Consider the following 16,218-nt stretch of genomic DNA (forward strand, 5'->3'; position numbering starts at 1 on the left):
CCAACAAGATGACCCTCGACCTGCTGATTCTCGGCAACGCGCCAATGGCCAAGATGCTTGATCGCGTGAAGCTCGCCGAAGCGAGCGGATACGACACGGTCTGGCTTGCCGATGAACGGTTCTATCGGGAGGTCTATTCGTGTCTTGGATATTTTGCACAAAATACGTCTCGGGTCAGGCTCGGACCCTGCGTGACAGATCCCTACGCCAGACATCCGGCGCTGACGGCCATGGCGATTGCGACGCTCGACGAGATTTCCAACAAGCGCGCAATTCTCGGCCTCGGCGCCGGTATTTCCGGTTTTGCTGAGCTTGGCATCGATCGGAAGAAGCCGGCGCGCGCTATCAGCGAAGCGATCGAGGTCATTCGGATGCTCCTGCGCGGCGAGACCGTCACCTACGAGGGAGAGGTCATTCGGTTCAAGGAGGGCAAGCTGAATTTCACCCCTGTTCGCGCCGATATCCCAATCTATGTGGCCAGCAATGGTCCGCTCGGCCAACGGACGGCAGGCGCTTGCGCCGATGCCGCGTTCATGGAGGCCGGCGGCAATGCTCCGGAAATCAAGGCCTTCCGCGCGAGACTGGACGATGGGGCCAGGAAGGCGGGCCGCGATCCCAAATCCGTCAGGCTGATCGTTCGGCTCAATGCCTGTGTTGCCTCAGACGGTCAGGCCGCCCGTGACGCGCTTCGGCCGACGGTTGCAAGACTGCTCGGGGCAGGGCGTCTCAAGTTTGAAACAGCCGAAGAGCAGGGGCTGACCTTGCCGGAGGACGTGCTCGCCTCTGTCCAGGGCGCCCATTACGCCGCCGGGGTGACGCCTTACCTTCCTCTGCTGCCATACGTGACCGATCGCCATATCAACGCCTTCACTTTGGCCGGCAATGTGGAGGAGGTGACCGCGCGTGTGATCGAACTGCGCCAGGCCGGCGTCGACGGGATTATCATCATGCCCTTCGCTCCCGAAGGAGGTACGATCGAGGATACGATCGCCAAGATGGGCTCCGAGGTGTGGCCTGCCGCCCAGGCGCTGGAAGGGAGCAAGCCATGAGCTTTGATCTCCATCGGCCGGCCACGGTCACTGAAGCTATCGACCTTGCTCAACGCTTTGCGCCGACCGCGCGCTATGTCGCCGGCGGGACCGATACGGTTATCCAGATCAATCGGAAGAAGATCGATCCCGTACATCTGATCGATGTCGCCTGCCTGGCCGGAATGAGCGAAATCACCGAGACTACCGAAGCATTCACCCTTGGCGCGTTAACGAGGTACCGCACGATCGAAACGCATTCTGCGTTTCGGGGTAATCTGCGAGCGTTGGTCGAAGCTGCCAGCGTCGTCGGTGGCCATCAAGTACGAAACATCGCAACCATCGGCGGCAACATCGTCAATGCTTCTCCTGCCGCCGACTTTGTGCCGCCACTGCTCGCGCTCGATGCAAGCCTCGACATGACAGGTCCCAATGGACGGCGCTCCGTCCCCTTGCGCGACTTCATCGTCGGCCCGGGAAAGACTGATCTCTTGCCCGCCGAGATCGTGACCAGCATCCGATTTGCCAAGCTTCCGGCCGGATCCGCAACCGCCTTCCTGAAAGAAGGGCGCCGGCGGGCCATGGAGATATCGGTGGTTTGTGTTGCAGCTTGCTTGACGCTGGATGCCTCCACCTCGCGTTGCGCTTCAGTGCGCCTGGCAATCGGAGCCGCAAGCCCAAAGGCGTTCCGGCCCGAACAGGCGGAGAGTTATCTCATCGGCAGATCTGCCGGAAAGGAAAGCTTTGTGGAGGCGGGCAGGATCGCGGCAGAGGCTTCCAGTCCCATTTCTGATGTTCGCGCGTCGGCCGGCTACCGCCGCGGTCTTGTCGCGGTCATGGTCGAGCGCGCGCTCGGGACATGTTTGCAACGAATTCGGGAACAGGATCAATGAACCGGAAAATTCTCAATATCGTTGTCAATGGCGAGAGCCATCAGCTGCTCATTGAGCCTCATTGGACGCTGCTACAGGTCCTGCGCAACGGGATCGGCATGATGGGCACCAAGGAGAACTGCCTGGAAGCAGAGTGCGGGGTCTGCACGGTGCTGCTCGATGGAAGGGCCGTCAATTCCTGCATCCTGCTCGCGGGGCAAGCTGAGGGATGCTCGATCACCACGATCGAGGGGATCGGCGATCCCGAGCATCTGCATCCCCTTCAGGAAGCATTCATCGAATGCGGCGCCGTTCAGTGCGGCTACTGCATCCCGGGCATGATCCTGACGGCAAAGTCATTCCTGGACGAAAATCCGGGCTGCCGCCCCTCGCGCGACGAGATCAGGGAAGCTATCGCAGGTACCCTTTGCCGCTGTACCGGCTATCGCAAGATCATCGATGCCGTGGAAACCGCGGCAGAGCGCATCGCACTTTCGGGAGCCAAGCAATGAACGCTCAAACCCATCGCGTTGCCGGTCACCGCCTGCCCCGGCGGGATGGCGTCGGCAAGGTTACCGGAAAGCACGTTTACGCTGCGGATTTCAAGCTGCCCGGTATGCTCTACGGCAAGATCCTGCGCAGTGCTCGCGCGCACGCTCTGATCAAGAACATCGACATCTCGCGCGCGGCTGCGATCGCAGGCGTGCGTGGCATCATCACCGCCGCTGACATCCCGCAGGTCCGCTATGGAACGGCGGTGCGCGACACGACCGTGTTTGCAACCGATCGCGTCCTGTTCATGGGACATGCGATCGCCGCGGTCGCTGCCACGTCATGCGAGATCGCCGAGCGCGCGATTGAAGCCATCAAGGTTGAATATCAGGATCTACCGGCACTGTACGATCCGGAAGAGGCGCTCACAAGCGATATCCGCATCCATCCTGATTGGGAAACCTACAAGGCGCTCCCGATCATTTCGCGCAAGGACAACATCGCAGGTCACGCCCGTATTCACGTCGGCGATGTCGAAGGAGCCTTCGCAAAGGCTCATAAGGTCTATGAGCATCGGTTCACGACCTCGCTTCAGCATCCAGGATACACCGAGCCGCGCGTTGCGACCGCGGATTGGGATGCGAACGGGATAGTGACGGTCTGGTGCAACACCCAATTGCCGTTCGACACGCAAACGACATTGGCCGAAATCCTCGATTTGCCGGCCGCGCGGGTGCGCGTCACCGTGCCGGGAATTGGTGGTGGCTTCGGTGGCAAGCTGAGGATCGGTGTCGAGCACTTCGCAGCTCTCCTGGCGCGCAAGACTGCCCGCCCGGTCAAAGTGATGTCGACGAGCGAAGAGGAGCTTACAGCCGCGCTTCCGCGTCAGGCTTCCGTGGTTCTGCTCAAAACTGCCGTTGACAAGGATGGGCATCTTCTTGCCCGAAGCGGTCGGGTCATCGTGGATTGTGGCGCTTATGCCGGCTCAGGTCCAGGCACGGCTGCTATCGCACTTCAGGTCATGGCAGGTCCGTACAAGACAGGAGCGCTCGCGTTCGAAAGCATCGCTGTCTACACGAACAAGGTCCATTCTGGCTCCTTCCGTGCTCCGGCGGGACCGATGGCGAATTTCGCGATGGAAAGCCAGATCGACATGATCGCAAAGGATCTCGGCCTGGATCCTCTCGAAATGCGCCTGCGCAACATCGTCAAGGAGGGGGATCCGGGCCCTTCGGGCGAGACGCACACCTCTGTGAGCATCGAGGAATGTCTGCGCAAGGCAGCCGATGCGATCGGCTGGCAAGATCGTAATCCCGAGCCAGGACGGGGCAAGGGCATCGCCTGCAGCTGGTGGATGACGACGGGTGGCTCGTCTGGTGTCTATGTCAAGATCAATCCCGATGGGAGTGCGACGCTCGTCAGCGGCGCCGTTGAAATCGGCACCGGCGCGATCACGGGAGCCGCTCAAGTGCTCGCCGAGGAGCTGTCTCTGGACTTGACGGACATCAACGTCACCGGGGTGGACACTCAGGCCGCGCCGTTCGACTACGGCGCTCAAGGCAGCCGTACGACCTTTTCTGTGGGCAATGCGTGCCTTGCGGCAGCTAAAGAGCTGCGGCGTCAGATGTTCGAACTCGCGGCCAAGCAGCTGGAAGCACCGATTGAGGATATGAAGCTGCAGGACAAGCACGTGGTCGTCGGCAACAAGTCGATTTCGATTGCGGAGCTGGCACGCATCTCGCGTCTTGCCGGTGGCGGGCTCATTGCGCATGGCACAGCCATTTCACCGGCACCAGCCTACGATCCGACACGCGTCAAGAACCATCCGCTCCCGGTCTGGAATACGCCGAGCTACCATGCCCACGCCGTCGACCTTTCCGTCGATCAAGCCACGGGCAAAGTGACGATCAATCGCTATGTCGTGGCCCAGGACGTCGGATATGCGATCAATCCGACCTATATTGAGGGACAGATCGAGGGTGGCGTGGCGCAAGGTATAGGCCAGGCCCTGTCGGAAGAGATCGTCTATCAGGACGGTCGCGTCATGAATGCGAACCTGACAGATTACAAGATGCCGACGGCGATGGATGTCCCGGAGATCGAGAGCATTATCGTCGAATGCCGATCCGCTGCCGGTCCTTACGGTGCCAAGGGCGTTGGAGAGCCACCATGCATCGAACCACCGGCTGCAATCGGCAATGCGATCGCGGCGGCGACTGGCTGCTGGCCGAACTCGCTGCCGATGACCGCTGAAAAGATTGCCGCCACAATGCGAGCCCCGCACTCATGATCCGCGTCGAGGTCAATATGCATGGAAATCTCCGTCGGTTCTTGCCCGGCGGGGTTGGATCCATTCAGCTTGACCTCCCCGAGGGAGCGACGATTCTCAACGTGATCGGCTCGTTGAGCGCCGAGCATGATGTCTGGCTGGCCTCGATTGGTGACATGGTCGTGCCGTTGTCAGCTGAAGTCAAAGACGGAGCCGAGCTCAATTTCTTTCCCTATCTTGAAGGCGGCTAGTATGAACTTCTTTGTTCGGCGACGGACCGAGAAGTGTTGACCCGCGATCGAGCCGTCTTTGAACTAATTCGTTCACGTGAAGGAGCGGTGCGACTGATCTATTGAGTGTTCGGCCTGGTGTGAATACGGTCAAGCACGCTCGAGCGAAGCAGAGTTTCACTGTCAAGGCGTCATGCCGCAAGCAAAGGAGTGTAAGCCAAATGTCGAACGCGCCCCTTCCGACTTTGTCGATCGTCGGCGGCACTGGAGATCTCGGATCCGGCCTTGCCCGCAGCTGGAGTCGCGCCGGATATTCCGTCATTCTTGGATCGCGCTCGATTGAGCGCGCTCAGGATGCAGTCGCGCTCTTAAAATCCGACGGGTTCGCCAATGTGACTGGCGAGGCCAACGCTGCCGCCGCGGCGAAGAGCGATATTGTTGTCGTTGCGGTGCCATTCTCCAGTTATGAGACAAGCCTGGCCGAGATCAAGGACGCGGCCAAGGGCAAGATTGTTGTCACCGCGGTCGTGCCGCTCGTGCCGCCGAAGGTCTCTGTTGTTCAACTCCCGAGCGCCGGGTCGGCTGCGCTGATCGCCCAATCGCAGCTTGATCCGAGTTCGCGGGTGGTCGGAGCGTTTCACAATGTCGGCTCACAGAAGCTCCATGCCGGAGGAAAGGCGGACTGCGACGTTCTGGTGTTCAGCGATGATCCTGAGGCCCGCAAGGAGGTGATGTTGCTGGCGGATGCGGTGAGCAATCGCGGGATCGATGGCGGTGCGCTCGCGAACTCCGCTGCAGCCGAGGCCCTCACCTCCGTCCTGATCGCGATCAACCGCAAATACAAGGTGAAGGGTGCCGGCATCACGATTTCCGGCCTGACCTGAATGGAAAACCACACGGGCGTTCGCAACGATGCTCACAGCCCTCGATCCTCTAGACCGCAAAATCCTAAGCGAACTCATTCGGGATGCCCGCATAAGCCAGCTGGCGTTGGCCGAACGGGTCGGCCTCTCGGCAACGTCTTGCGCAAGGCGCGTGCTGCAAATGGAGAAAGCCGGGATCATCAAAGGCTACTCGGCCGAGATCGATGCAAACTCGCTTGGCTTTCCCCTCACCGTGATCGTCCACATCACGCTTGACCGCCAAAGCGAGGGCGCGCTCAGGGCTTTCGAAGCCGAAATTCAGAAATGCCCCGACGTGATCGCCTGCCATCTGATGTCCGGTACGGACGATTATCGGCTTTCGGTACTGGCGCGCGACATGGAGGACTACGAACGCATTCATAAGCAGCACCTGTCACGCCTGCCGGGGGTGGCAAGACTGCAATCGAGTTTCGCAATGCGCACTGTCATAAAGCGGTCAATTTCTCCGGCGGCGCTTCATGGCTAGCCTCTCCGTTGCGAAGCGGAGTTCGGAATAAGGGCAAGAGATAGCACGGAAACGCGCGTCAGCACGCTTGAAGGATGCGAACGTCGAAGACTTATCCAGGAGGTGTGCCAGGGTCTGCTTAAGGGAGAAGCAGATAGGATACAGAACTGATTTCGGGTACGGCGCGTAGAGATCGTATTCGAGGAGAGATGCCCCGCGCCAGAAACAACAAGACGTGTGGGCAGCGGCGAAGGAGGAAAAAGTCGCGATGACGAGGAGCATCACATACAGCGCCCTTCCCGGGATCCCTCTGGTGGGGCCTGGCGACGATCTGGTTGGTGTCATCGCGGATGGCGCGAAGACCGGAGAGATCGCCGTGGCATCTGGCGATATTTTTGTCGTCGCACAAAAGATCGTGTCGAAGGCGGAAAACAGGTACGTCTATCTCGATGATGTGAGGCCTTCCGACCGCGCTGTGGAGCTTGCAAAAACGGTCGGCAAAGATTCCCGGCACATCGAGGTGGTACTCTCAGAATCCACCGAGGTCCTTCGCGCAAGACAGAATGTGATCATCGTTGTTCACCGCCTCGGCTTCGTGATGGCGAACGCCGGCATAGATGAATCCAATATCGAGCAGGATCGCGGCCATCGCGTGTTGTTGCTGCCTGAAGATCCGGATGACAGTTGCCGGCACCTCAAGCGCGGCCTCGATCGACAATTCGGGGTCGATGTCGGCGTCATCATAAACGATAGCTTCGGCCGTCCATGGCGCAACGGCGTCGTAGGTGTGGCGCTTGGAAGTGCTGGAATTCCTGCCCTTCAGAGCATGATCGGCAAGCCCGATCTGTTCGGCCGGCCCATGCAGGTAACAGAGATCGCGGTCGCGGATGAGCTGGCGGCCGCCGCCTCGCTCTTGATGGGACAGGCGGCCGAAGGCCAACCAGTAATCCATGTTCGTGGATTCTCCTCTCGTGCGCCTATCAATTCGGCGTCCGCGCTCGTGCGTGCGAAAGAACGGGATATGTTCAGATGAACGGGCGGTCACATTTGCCGGGAAAAGGGCGTGTTGTGGCGCTCTGCGGGGGCGTCGGAGGAGCAAAGCTCGCTGTTGGATTACAGCACGTTCTCGGAGAACGATTGACCGTGGTCATCAATGTGGCCGACGATTTCGAGCATCTCGGACTCCATATCTCGCCGGACCTCGATACAGTCCTTTATACGCTCGCCGGTCTCAGCGATCCCGAGCGCGGCTGGGGCCGATCCGATGAGACCTGGAACTTCATGGAGGCCTTGAAGCAGATCGGCGGCGAGACCTGGTTCTTGCTCGGGGATCGCGATATGGCGATGCATATCGAGCGGACCCGCCGCCGCTTAAGGGGAGAAAGTCTCACAGCGATTGCGAGCGACATTGCACGACGGCTCGGGATCGCTTCAGCTGTGCTGCCCGTCACCAATGACAGGCTTTCGACCATCCTCGACACCACGGAAGGCGAGCTCGAATTCCAGCGCTATTTCGTCGAGCGTCGCTGCGAACCGGTTGTCAAGCAGATCCGGTTCAGCGGGGCGCAAAACGCTCGCCTGAGCGAGGAGGTGCTTGCGTCATTCGATGCCGAGGATCTCCGCCTCATCATCCTATGTCCTTCCAATCCTTATCTCAGCATCGATCCAATCCTGGCTGTTCCAGGGATGGCTGAAAAACTGCGTGCGACCAGCGTTCCCGTTGTGGCCATTTCCCCGATTATCGGCGGTCAGGCAATCAAAGGACCGACGCGCAAGATCATGGACGAACTCGGCCTTGAGCCGTCAAATGCAGAGATTTCCAGGCATTATGCGGGGCTGCTCGATGGCCTAATCATAGATATTGCCGATGCGGCAGGGGCGGGCGACCTGGGGGTCGATGTACACCCGGCGCCTACGCTCATGACAGACATGCAGTCGAAGTTCATGCTCGCAGAGCATGCGCTTGCCTTCGGCGAAAACCTTCGCGCAACGCACGAGCGGCGGGGCAGGGCCCCTTCAAAGGGAGGCGCATCATGACGACACGTGATGCATGGGTAGTCATCCCGGCAAAATCGTTCTGGTGCGCGAAGCAGCGGCTCTCCCCATTGCTGACGGCATCCGAGCGCGCCCTGTTGGCCCGGTCTATGCTGTGCGATGTTCTGAGCGCGGCATGTGGCGTGATAAAACTAAATCATATCGCTGTGGTAACAAATGCTGAGGATGTCGCTCAAGAGGCGGCTCGTCTGGGGACTGTCGTGATTGATGACGGCGGTGCGGACGGAACCAATGCGGCAGTGGCAGCCGGGCTCGCCGCGGTCGAAAATCGTGGGGACGAACTCATCCTTGTTCTGCCGAGCGATGTGCCGGCTATCTTGAGCGAGGACGTTTCGACGCTCCTCCAAGCCGCGCAAGGCAACGCCGTGATCGTGCCGGCGCCGCGCGATGGCGGCACCAACGCGGTTGCATTCACCGTAGCGCGAGCCTTGCAGCCGTGTTTCGGCCCCGATAGCTTCGCCCGCCACATCGCCGCAGCCGATAGGCTCGGCATTCAGCCTATCGTGTGCCGCAATGCAAGGATTGGGCTTGATCTCGATGCTCCCGCCGATGTCTTTGATTTTCTTGACCTGAACACGTCCACAGCCACCGATCGCTATTTGCGTTCGATTAATCTCGGCCAAAGGCGGCTGGGGATGGGAACGGACGGACGGGGCGCGCAAGCGTCGATGCGGCGGCCGAAGTGAGCTCGGGGTTGGTTGCCCAAAATGCAGAGAGCTCCGACGTTTTTCGCGGAGCGTGAGGAGTTCTGAGAATGGTGGATCGGATGCTTCTGGAATCCTTGAGGCGAAGTGACATTTCCGCTTCCGAGGCCATGTCTCTCGTCAGCGACGTGTCCCTTCCCGATCTCATGCGGATGGCGGCATCAAAGCGGGATGAGGCTCACGGCAGAAAGATCTCCTACTCGCGAAAAGTCTTCATTCCGCTGACCCAGTTATGCCGGGATGTCTGCCACTACTGCACATTCGCCCATCCGCCCCAAAAAGGGCAGCGTGCCTACCTCACCATCGATGAGGTGCTGGCGATCGCGCGTGCCGGTCGTGAGGCCGGCTGCAAGGAGGCGCTGTTTACGCTGGGCGACAAGCCTGAGCTGCGCTACCGCCAGGCCGAGCGAGAGCTGCACGAGATGGGCTTTGCATCGACGCTCGCCTACCTCCAGGAAGCCGCGCGCGTGGTTTTCTGCGAGACTGGCTTGTTGCCGCACCTCAATCCAGGCTTGATGGAGGCCGACGATATCGCAGCTTTGCGCAAGGTCTCCATCTCGCAAGGGATCATGCTCGAGAGCGCCTCGGCACGACTGTGCGAGCCCGGGGGGCCACATTTCGGCTCACCTGACAAGGAGCCTGGAAGTCGGTTGCGGACAATTGAACTGGCAGGCCAGCTCTCGGTCCCATTCACGAGCGGATTGCTCATCGGTATCGGCGAGACGCCGCTTGAGCGCATCTCCTCATTGCTTGCATTGCGCAATTTAGACGAAAGCTACGGGCACATTCAGGAAGTCATTATCCAGAACTTCAAGCCGAAGCCGGATACCCGCATGAGGGGCGCGGCGGCCCCAACAATGGAAGAGCATCTGTGGACCATTGCGCTCGCGCGATTGCTGTTCCGGCCCGACATGAACATCCAGGCTCCCCCCAATCTCAGCCCGGGCGTACTGGACAAGATTCTGGCCGCTGGCATCAATGACTGGGGCGGCGTATCCCCGGTTACACCGGACCATGTCAATCCGGAGGCGCCATGGCCGCATCTGGCACGTCTCTCCGAGGCCACCGTTCAATGCGGCAAGACGCTCGTCGAACGCCTCGCAGTTTATCCGCCCTATGCGCGTCAATATGCTCGCTGGACTGACATGTCGCTGCAGAAGAACCTGCTCGGTCTTGTCGACGGACATGGCTGGCCGCGCCGAGACGAATGGTGCCCTGGAGCGAGGTGCGAGCCGCCTGCCGGGGACCTCGCGATGCTGCGTGAAGATGCCAGCTCGCCCGCCGTCCTAACCGGCAGCTTTCGGAGAATCGTCGCAAAGGCTCATTCTGGGGCACGACTCGACGAGGCAGAGATCGTGTCGCTGTTCGAAGCCGAGGAGTGCGACTTCACGGCCGTGTGCCGCGCTGCTGACGAGCTGCGCCGCTCCGTCAATGGGGATTCCGTTAGTTATGTCGTCAACCGCAACATAAACTACACTAATATCTGCTACTTCAGGTGCCAGTTCTGCGCGTTTTCGAAAGGAAAGCTCGCCGAGAACTTGCGCGGGCGGCCGTACGATATTTCCATGGATGAGATCGGGCGGCGCGCGCGCGAAGCCTGGGAGCGTGGCGCGACCGAAGTCTGCATGCAGGGCGGCATCCATCCCGCCTACACCGGCGCAAAGTATCTTGAGATTTGTCGGACCGTAAAGCAGTTCACGCCCGAAATGCATATCCATGCTTTCTCGCCCTTGGAGGTGTTTCAGGGGGCCAAGACGCTCGGAGTTTCGGTCGATGAGTTTCTGCGCGAGTTGAAGGACGCCGGTCTTGGTACATTGCCCGGGACCGCCGCAGAAATCCTGGACGACGAGGTCCGCGCGATTCTGTGTCCCGACAAGATCAACACCGCGCAATGGCTGCAGGTCATGGCAGCGGCCCATAGAGCCGGATTGCGCAGCACCGCAACGATCATGTTCGGTCATGTCGACCGTTACGAGCATTGGGCAAAGCATCTGTTGCGCATCCGGGATCTTCAGACCGAGACCGGCGGCTTCACTGAATTTGTCCCATTGCCGTTCGTGCACATGGAGGCCCCGATCTACTTGAAAGGGCGCTCGCGCAAGGGGCCGACCTTCCGCGAAGTCGTTCTCATGCATGCGATCGGGCGGCTCGTCTTCCACACGAAAATCTCCAACATCCAAACCTCTTGGGTGAAACTCGGCGAACAAGGCATTCGCGCCTGCCTTGAGGCTGGTGTGAACGATCTCGGCGGCACGCTGATGGACGAAACGATCTCGCGTTCAGCCGGTGCTCAGCATGGCCACGAGATGGCTCCAAAACAAATGGAAGAGCTCATCCGGGCCATGGCACGCCTGCCGCGCCAACGTACGACGCTCTATGGCGAAGTTGCTGACGCTCGTTATCTCGCGTCGCTGAACCCTCCGGCGCTCACTCCGATTGTTACGGGACTGGACGACCATCGCGAGGTGCGAAACATCCCTCGGTCCCGCGCGCTTGAAATGACGTAATGGGAGCGCGTCCCGCGCGAGCCTGAGACGATGCCGAAAGGCGTCGGCCGGGAATGCTTGACGCTGAATTTGATTTGTGATCACATATCGAGAACGGAGGGCCCCTAAAAGTGAGCCGCATTATCGCGCCAGCGCACGCTTTCGGCCGGGCATTGATCGCGCATCCAGCTTCGATCGGCCGGCGCTTCGCGCCATCTCTTCGTGTTGCTCTCAGCTCAAGCTTGTTGTGGGCGCGCAATGCGCTGTGCCGCAAGAGTCATTGGATCAACTATTCCGCGGCCTATGAGTTGGCTCAGCGTTGCAGGCCATCCAAGTGCATTCTTGGCGTCGTCCGCGTCAGTGGATCACGACGAGCAGCGGCAACGCCCTGCTTCAGCGCTCGAGATTTCGCGTTTCTGGCGCGCGCTCAGCTGAACCGCTCAGAACTGCTGTCCAGAGCGACTGCTAGTGGCCGAGGCGTAAGCACAAGAATCTGCCTTGGTCTTTGACCCGAAGGCCGATGAGGTCGCCAATCTGAGGGGGATTTTCCCGGCGGCCAATTTAACGATCACACCAATCAGGAGCATTCATGCCGACTTTAAATGAGGACCGAGCAGCCATTTTGAAAGTGCACCGCGACTGGTGGGTTGCCAATCACAAGTGGGATATCCCCTTGATGCGAACCTGCTTCCCGAGTGGCACCGCGTTCTTGAATTTCAACCTTAGCGGCGATCCGTACTTTGGGCGGGAGGAACTGACCGCTTTTTGGGAGTCGTTCAAGGACAGGCCGCGATCGAAGCCTGCGGTCATGCACATCTGGCGTCTGGATCTCCATGGCGACATGGCCTACCTGCTTTGCGAAGGCAATTTCGAGGAAGCCGACAAACCGGACCAGTACCTGCGCAGCACCGAAATTTACGTGCGCAACGACGGAGAGGGAAAGCCGGAGTGGAAGATCTGGCACTTCCACTGCTCGGAGATGGCGCCCAAAGACAAGATCCGGCAGCCGTTCGGCGATAGCTACGCCAGCCGCGGCGTGGGTTATCTGCCGCCAGGCTTCGGCAAGAGCTTCTCGGTTACGGACGACCAAAAGCTGTAATCAAAGCGAGCGCCCCGCCGGGCTGGCCGCGCCGCCTACATCCGGCGGACAGGCTGATCCCGCCGGGGCGAAGAACGTCCAAAGAAGATTTTCCAGCTGAACTTGCCGCCCGATGTGACCGCCGAGAAGCGGATGGACCGTAGTGCGCGAGCCTCACTGGAAAGGGAGAGCACACGCAATCGAGCGTCCCTTCGGCCGTTCGGAACGTCGTGACCGTGGAGGACTCATGAGGCGGCTCACTATCAAGCGACCGGTCGGTCCGATCGCCGTTTCTTACCATGGCGAGACCGACGCGAGCAGGCCGCCAATCCTGTTCGTGCATCCTATCAATCTCAAGGGCGCGGCGTGGGCCGAAATTGTTCCGGCATTCGCCGACCGATTTACGATTGTCCCCGACATGCGTGGATTCGGTGACTCGCCGCCGGCCGAACAGTACGACCTTGCGCGGTGGGCGCAGGACTGCATCGATGCCGTGGACCGGGCAGGCATCGATCGCTTCCACGCCATCGGCGGTTCGCTTGGTGGAGCAATTTCGGTCTATCTCGCCGCTGCAGAGCCCAAACGGGTCCTCTCGGTTGTTGCGGTAGGCAGTCAGCTCTACTCGCGAGATTCTGACAATGCGGCTGTTCTAGCCACCCTCGAGTATCACACCGTCACCGAAATGTTTGAGCTTATCTTGCCGAAATATGCGCTGGGTCCACACGCGTCTGCCGAAGTGGTGGCCAAGACCATTGCGCTGCGCAATCCAAACGGAAAGGACGACATCCGTCGCGTGTGGAGAGCCGCCTGCGCGGCCGATATCCGCGCCCATGTGGCCAGCGTCAATTGCCCTGTGACGGTTCTGACCGGGGAGTTCGACCTGACTTGCCCTCCCGCAGCCGGCGCAGAAATGGCAGCCTCGCTGCATGCTCCGCACGTTCTCCTGCCAGGTATCGGTCATTTGCCGATGCTGGAGGATCCGCTGGCTTTGATCGCGGCGATCAAGGCGCACCTCGAGCGTGTGGAGTCTTGATGATGACGTACTCGATTGTCGCCCGGGATTCGGTTACGGGTGAGTTGGGTGTTGCGAGCCAATCGCATTATTTCGCCCTCGGGCGCGTTGTGCCGTTTGCGCGAGCCGGCGTTGGTGTTGTTGCGACCCAATCGTTCGTTGATCCAGCTTACGGGCCGAACGGGCTGGATCTCATGGCCTCCGGCGTGTCGGCGCCGATGGCGCTCACGAGCCTGCTTGCGAAGGACGAGGACCGAGAGCTGCGCCAAGTCGCCTTTCTCGATGCCGCTGGCGGCAAAGCCATGTTCACTGGCGATCGCTGCGTTCCCCACCGCGCTCAGCTCGAGGCCAGCAACGTTGTGGTGCTGGGAAACATGCTGGCCAGCGACGCCGTGGTTCCCGCCATGCTGGCAGCTTACGAGGATACTGCCGGCCCACTTCTCGACCGCATGCTCGCGGCGATGGATGCAGCTGAAGCCGCTGGAGGTGACGCCCGCGGCCGGATGTCGGCCGCGCTCCTCATTGTGTCCGCCGAAATCGCTCCAGCGCCCTGGGCTAACCGGCTCATCGATGTGCGAGTTGACGACCATCCGGAGCCGCTTGCCGAATTGCGCAGGCTCACCAAGCTCTCTCAGGCCCACACGATCTTCGGCGCATCTGTCTTCACACCCGGGCTGCTCTCGGGCGAGACGGCAGCGACAGGTCCGCAGCTTGCAGAGGCGCTGCGCATGCTCACGGACGCCCAGGGATTGATCGGCTTTGATCCAGAGCCAACCTTCTGGAAGGGCGTGCTGCTGATCCGCGCCGGCGAGATCGCTTCAGGGAGGAGACTCGTTGCCGCCATCGTTGCGGCGCGACCGCAGTATCGGGCCTTCGTCGATGGGCTCTACGCAGTCGGCATCCTTCAGCTGTCATCGAACGAACTCCTCGGTGCGTGAAAAGCTCAATCCTCTTGCCTCCTCTGCGAGGCATTCTGCCGCCGCCAGCCGGGCGGCAATTGCCTCAACGCGCGATTCGGGAATCCCCGCCGACGAAGCTTGACGGGTTTTTCATAATGTGATCACATATCTCATATAGGAGAGGGAACTTGGAATCGCGCAACCTCATTGCCCTGCTGCCGTTGCCGTCCCTCGTCCGGGACTCGATGGCGGATCAGGTTTACCGGCATTTGAGAGATGGTCTGATGGCCGGACGCTTTGCGCCGGGTCAGAAGTTGACAATCCGGGGCCTTGCCGAGGCGCTGGGCTCAAGCCCGACGTCGGTACGGGAGGCGCTCCGCCGCCTGCAAGCCGAGGGCGCCTTCGAATTCCGCGATTCGGCGCGACTGAGCGTTGGGAGCCTGTCCGAGGCGCAGCTGCGGGATGTGCGCGATGCGCGCGTGGCGCTCGAGGGGCTGCTGGCCGAGCGCGCGGCTTCGCGTATGACGCGTGTCGACGATGCCGAGGTGGCGCAACTCTACGGCCGGCTGCAGAGCGCCGCTGATGCAGTCAATGGACCCGCTTATCTCTGGACCAACTTCGCCTTTCATCGGCGGATCTACCAAATTGCACAGGCACCGGCGATTCTCGGCGCCGTCGAGCATTTTTGGCTGCTCATTGGTCCGTGCTTCGTGCTCGTTGCTCCCGACGCTGCCCACCTGCAGCGTTCTATGGACGCGCACCGCCAGATCCTCAATGCGCTGTTGAACCGCGATGCGCCCGCCGCTCGTGCCGCTGTGACAGACGACATCATGCAGGCCGCCAATTGTCTGTCCCGCTTTCTCGACAATGCGGGCATTGGGCGCTCCGTGGCCGTTCCGAGACGCGGCCGGGCAGGTGCACCGGCATGAGCGTGCTGCAGCGTCTTGTGCCTCATCCCGAGCTGCGCGTCCTGATCTCGGCGGGCGCATCCGGCATTGGCGCCGCACTTGCGGGTGCCTTCGTTGAGGCTGGTGCGTATGTGCATATCTGCGACGTCAACGACGATGCGCTTGCAAGCTTCTGCAATCAACATCCGCAGGTCCTTGCCACAAAGGCCGACGTATCGGACCGCGGTGCGGTCGCGGCCGTCTTTCGCGCGCAGGCTGCGCGTTGGGGTGGGCTCGACGTGCTCATCAACAATGCAGGCATTGCCGGACCGACGGGCGGAATCGATGCCATTGCAGAGTTCGATTGGCAGCAAACGATCGATATCAATCTCAATGCACAGTACCGCTTCGCCCGTCATGCGGTCCCGATGCTTCGCCAATCTCGCTATGGACAAATCCTCTGCATGGCCTCCGTTGCCGGCCGCCTCGGTTATGCCTGGCGTACCCCGTACGCGGCAACGAAATGGGCTATTGTTGGGCTCGTCAAATCGCTTGCTGCCGAGCTCGGTCCTGACGACATCCGCGTCAATGCGCTTTTGCCCGGTATCGTCGAGGGCCCGCGCATGGAGGGCGTAATCCGCGCGCGCGCCGAGCAGCTCCATACCAGCTACGAGGCGATGCGCCAGGAATACCTCAAGAAGATCTCGCTGCGTCGCATGGTGACGGCTGAGGACGTTGCGGCCATGGCCTTATTCCTCTGCTCGCCAGGTGCACGCAATGTGACTGGCCAAGCGATCAGCGTTGACGGGAATGTGGAATACCTGTGAAACGTGAGAAT

General features: G+C 60.6%; 16 protein-coding genes. All 16 read left to right on the forward strand.

Annotated features, from left to right (window positions below; all coding sequences use genetic code 11):
- The first annotated feature begins 8 nt into the window (after nt 1-8).
- Nucleotides 9-1,049 carry an LLM class flavin-dependent oxidoreductase gene (locus I6F09_RS24980; protein ID WP_225131338.1) on the forward strand — a complete coding sequence of 347 codons (1,041 nt, stop codon included), beginning with the start codon at nt 9-11 and terminating at the stop codon, nt 1,047-1,049.
- Entirely contained in the window at nt 1,046-1,921 is an 876-nt protein-coding gene (locus tag I6F09_RS24985) for a xanthine dehydrogenase family protein subunit M (RefSeq protein ID WP_225131336.1), read from the forward strand. The genes I6F09_RS24980 and I6F09_RS24985 overlap by 4 nt, the downstream gene beginning before the upstream one ends.
- A complete protein-coding gene (locus tag I6F09_RS24990; protein ID WP_225131379.1) occupies nt 1,918-2,412 on the forward strand; it encodes a (2Fe-2S)-binding protein in 495 nt (164 codons plus the stop codon). The genes I6F09_RS24985 and I6F09_RS24990 overlap by 4 nt, the downstream gene beginning before the upstream one ends.
- Nucleotides 2,409-4,682, forward strand: a complete 2,274-nt coding sequence (locus I6F09_RS24995; protein WP_225172923.1) for a xanthine dehydrogenase family protein molybdopterin-binding subunit — start codon at nt 2,409-2,411, stop codon at nt 4,680-4,682. The genes I6F09_RS24990 and I6F09_RS24995 overlap by 4 nt, the downstream gene beginning before the upstream one ends.
- Nucleotides 4,679-4,912: a MoaD/ThiS family protein gene (locus I6F09_RS25000; protein ID WP_225131332.1), complete on the forward strand. Its 234-nt coding sequence runs from the start codon at nt 4,679-4,681 to the stop codon at nt 4,910-4,912. The genes I6F09_RS24995 and I6F09_RS25000 overlap by 4 nt, the downstream gene beginning before the upstream one ends.
- 200 nt (nt 4,913-5,112) lie before the next feature.
- Nucleotides 5,113-5,775, forward strand: coding sequence for an NADPH-dependent F420 reductase (npdG, locus tag I6F09_RS25005; protein WP_225131330.1), 663 nt, complete (start codon nt 5,113-5,115; stop codon nt 5,773-5,775).
- 28 nt (nt 5,776-5,803) lie between these two features.
- A complete protein-coding gene (locus I6F09_RS25010; protein ID WP_225131321.1) occupies nt 5,804-6,280 on the forward strand; it encodes an Lrp/AsnC family transcriptional regulator in 477 nt (158 codons plus the stop codon).
- Nucleotides 6,281-6,527: 247 nt separating this feature from the next.
- Nucleotides 6,528-7,292, forward strand: a complete 765-nt coding sequence (cofE, locus tag I6F09_RS25015; protein WP_225189277.1) for a coenzyme F420-0:L-glutamate ligase — start codon at nt 6,528-6,530, stop codon at nt 7,290-7,292.
- Nucleotides 7,289-8,296 carry a 2-phospho-L-lactate transferase gene (gene cofD / locus I6F09_RS25020; RefSeq protein ID WP_225140371.1) on the forward strand — a complete coding sequence of 336 codons (1,008 nt, stop codon included), beginning with the start codon at nt 7,289-7,291 and terminating at the stop codon, nt 8,294-8,296. Before cofE ends, cofD begins: the two co-directional genes overlap by 4 nt.
- Nucleotides 8,293-9,000, forward strand: a complete 708-nt coding sequence (cofC, locus tag I6F09_RS25025) for a 2-phospho-L-lactate guanylyltransferase (protein WP_225183964.1) — start codon at nt 8,293-8,295, stop codon at nt 8,998-9,000. Before cofD ends, cofC begins: the two co-directional genes overlap by 4 nt.
- Nucleotides 9,001-9,068: 68 nt before the next feature.
- Entirely contained in the window at nt 9,069-11,525 is a 2,457-nt protein-coding gene (gene cofH, locus I6F09_RS25030) for a 5-amino-6-(D-ribitylamino)uracil--L-tyrosine 4-hydroxyphenyl transferase CofH (RefSeq protein WP_225172921.1), read from the forward strand.
- A 568-nt stretch (nt 11,526-12,093) separates the two neighbouring features.
- Nucleotides 12,094-12,603: a nuclear transport factor 2 family protein gene (locus I6F09_RS25035; RefSeq protein WP_225131310.1), complete on the forward strand. Its 510-nt coding sequence runs from the start codon at nt 12,094-12,096 to the stop codon at nt 12,601-12,603.
- A 226-nt stretch (nt 12,604-12,829) separates the two neighbouring features.
- A complete protein-coding gene (locus tag I6F09_RS25040; RefSeq protein WP_225131308.1) occupies nt 12,830-13,615 on the forward strand; it encodes an alpha/beta hydrolase in 786 nt (261 codons plus the stop codon).
- Nucleotides 13,615-14,532 carry a DUF1028 domain-containing protein gene (locus tag I6F09_RS25045; RefSeq protein WP_225172920.1) on the forward strand — a complete coding sequence of 306 codons (918 nt, stop codon included), beginning with the start codon at nt 13,615-13,617 and terminating at the stop codon, nt 14,530-14,532. The genes I6F09_RS25040 and I6F09_RS25045 overlap by 1 nt, the downstream gene beginning before the upstream one ends.
- A gap of 149 nt (nt 14,533-14,681) precedes the next feature.
- Entirely contained in the window at nt 14,682-15,422 is a 741-nt protein-coding gene (locus I6F09_RS25050) for a GntR family transcriptional regulator (RefSeq protein ID WP_225189278.1), read from the forward strand.
- Nucleotides 15,419-16,207, forward strand: coding sequence for an SDR family oxidoreductase (locus I6F09_RS25055; protein WP_225131302.1), 789 nt, complete (start codon nt 15,419-15,421; stop codon nt 16,205-16,207). Before I6F09_RS25050 ends, I6F09_RS25055 begins: the two co-directional genes overlap by 4 nt.
- The last annotated feature ends 11 nt before the right edge of the window (nt 16,208-16,218 follow it).

The sequence above is a fragment of the Bradyrhizobium sp. IC3195 genome, from assembly GCF_020193585.1.
GTDB lineage: Bacteria > Pseudomonadota > Alphaproteobacteria > Rhizobiales > Xanthobacteraceae > Bradyrhizobium > Bradyrhizobium yuanmingense.

What these genes read in the sequence shown, in the direction of transcription:
- I6F09_RS24980 (WP_225131338.1), top strand. Translation starts at nt 9, where the DNA reads ATGACCCTCGACCTGCTGATTCTCGGCAACGCGCCAATGGCCAAGATG.
- I6F09_RS24985 (WP_225131336.1), top strand. Translation starts at nt 1,046, where the DNA reads ATGAGCTTTGATCTCCATCGGCCGGCCACGGTCACTGAAGCTATCGAC.
- I6F09_RS24990 (WP_225131379.1), top strand. Translation starts at nt 1,918, where the DNA reads ATGAACCGGAAAATTCTCAATATCGTTGTCAATGGCGAGAGCCATCAG.
- I6F09_RS24995 (WP_225172923.1), top strand. Translation starts at nt 2,409, where the DNA reads ATGAACGCTCAAACCCATCGCGTTGCCGGTCACCGCCTGCCCCGGCGG.
- I6F09_RS25000 (WP_225131332.1), top strand. Translation starts at nt 4,679, where the DNA reads ATGATCCGCGTCGAGGTCAATATGCATGGAAATCTCCGTCGGTTCTTG.
- npdG (WP_225131330.1), top strand. Translation starts at nt 5,113, where the DNA reads ATGTCGAACGCGCCCCTTCCGACTTTGTCGATCGTCGGCGGCACTGGA.
- I6F09_RS25010 (WP_225131321.1), top strand. Translation starts at nt 5,804, where the DNA reads ATGCTCACAGCCCTCGATCCTCTAGACCGCAAAATCCTAAGCGAACTC.
- cofE (WP_225189277.1), top strand. Translation starts at nt 6,528, where the DNA reads ATGACGAGGAGCATCACATACAGCGCCCTTCCCGGGATCCCTCTGGTG.
- cofD (WP_225140371.1), top strand. Translation starts at nt 7,289, where the DNA reads ATGAACGGGCGGTCACATTTGCCGGGAAAAGGGCGTGTTGTGGCGCTC.
- cofC (WP_225183964.1), top strand. Translation starts at nt 8,293, where the DNA reads ATGACGACACGTGATGCATGGGTAGTCATCCCGGCAAAATCGTTCTGG.
- cofH (WP_225172921.1), top strand. Translation starts at nt 9,069, where the DNA reads ATGGTGGATCGGATGCTTCTGGAATCCTTGAGGCGAAGTGACATTTCC.
- I6F09_RS25035 (WP_225131310.1), top strand. Translation starts at nt 12,094, where the DNA reads ATGCCGACTTTAAATGAGGACCGAGCAGCCATTTTGAAAGTGCACCGC.
- I6F09_RS25040 (WP_225131308.1), top strand. Translation starts at nt 12,830, where the DNA reads ATGAGGCGGCTCACTATCAAGCGACCGGTCGGTCCGATCGCCGTTTCT.
- I6F09_RS25045 (WP_225172920.1), top strand. Translation starts at nt 13,615, where the DNA reads ATGATGACGTACTCGATTGTCGCCCGGGATTCGGTTACGGGTGAGTTG.
- I6F09_RS25055 (WP_225131302.1), top strand. Translation starts at nt 15,419, where the DNA reads ATGAGCGTGCTGCAGCGTCTTGTGCCTCATCCCGAGCTGCGCGTCCTG.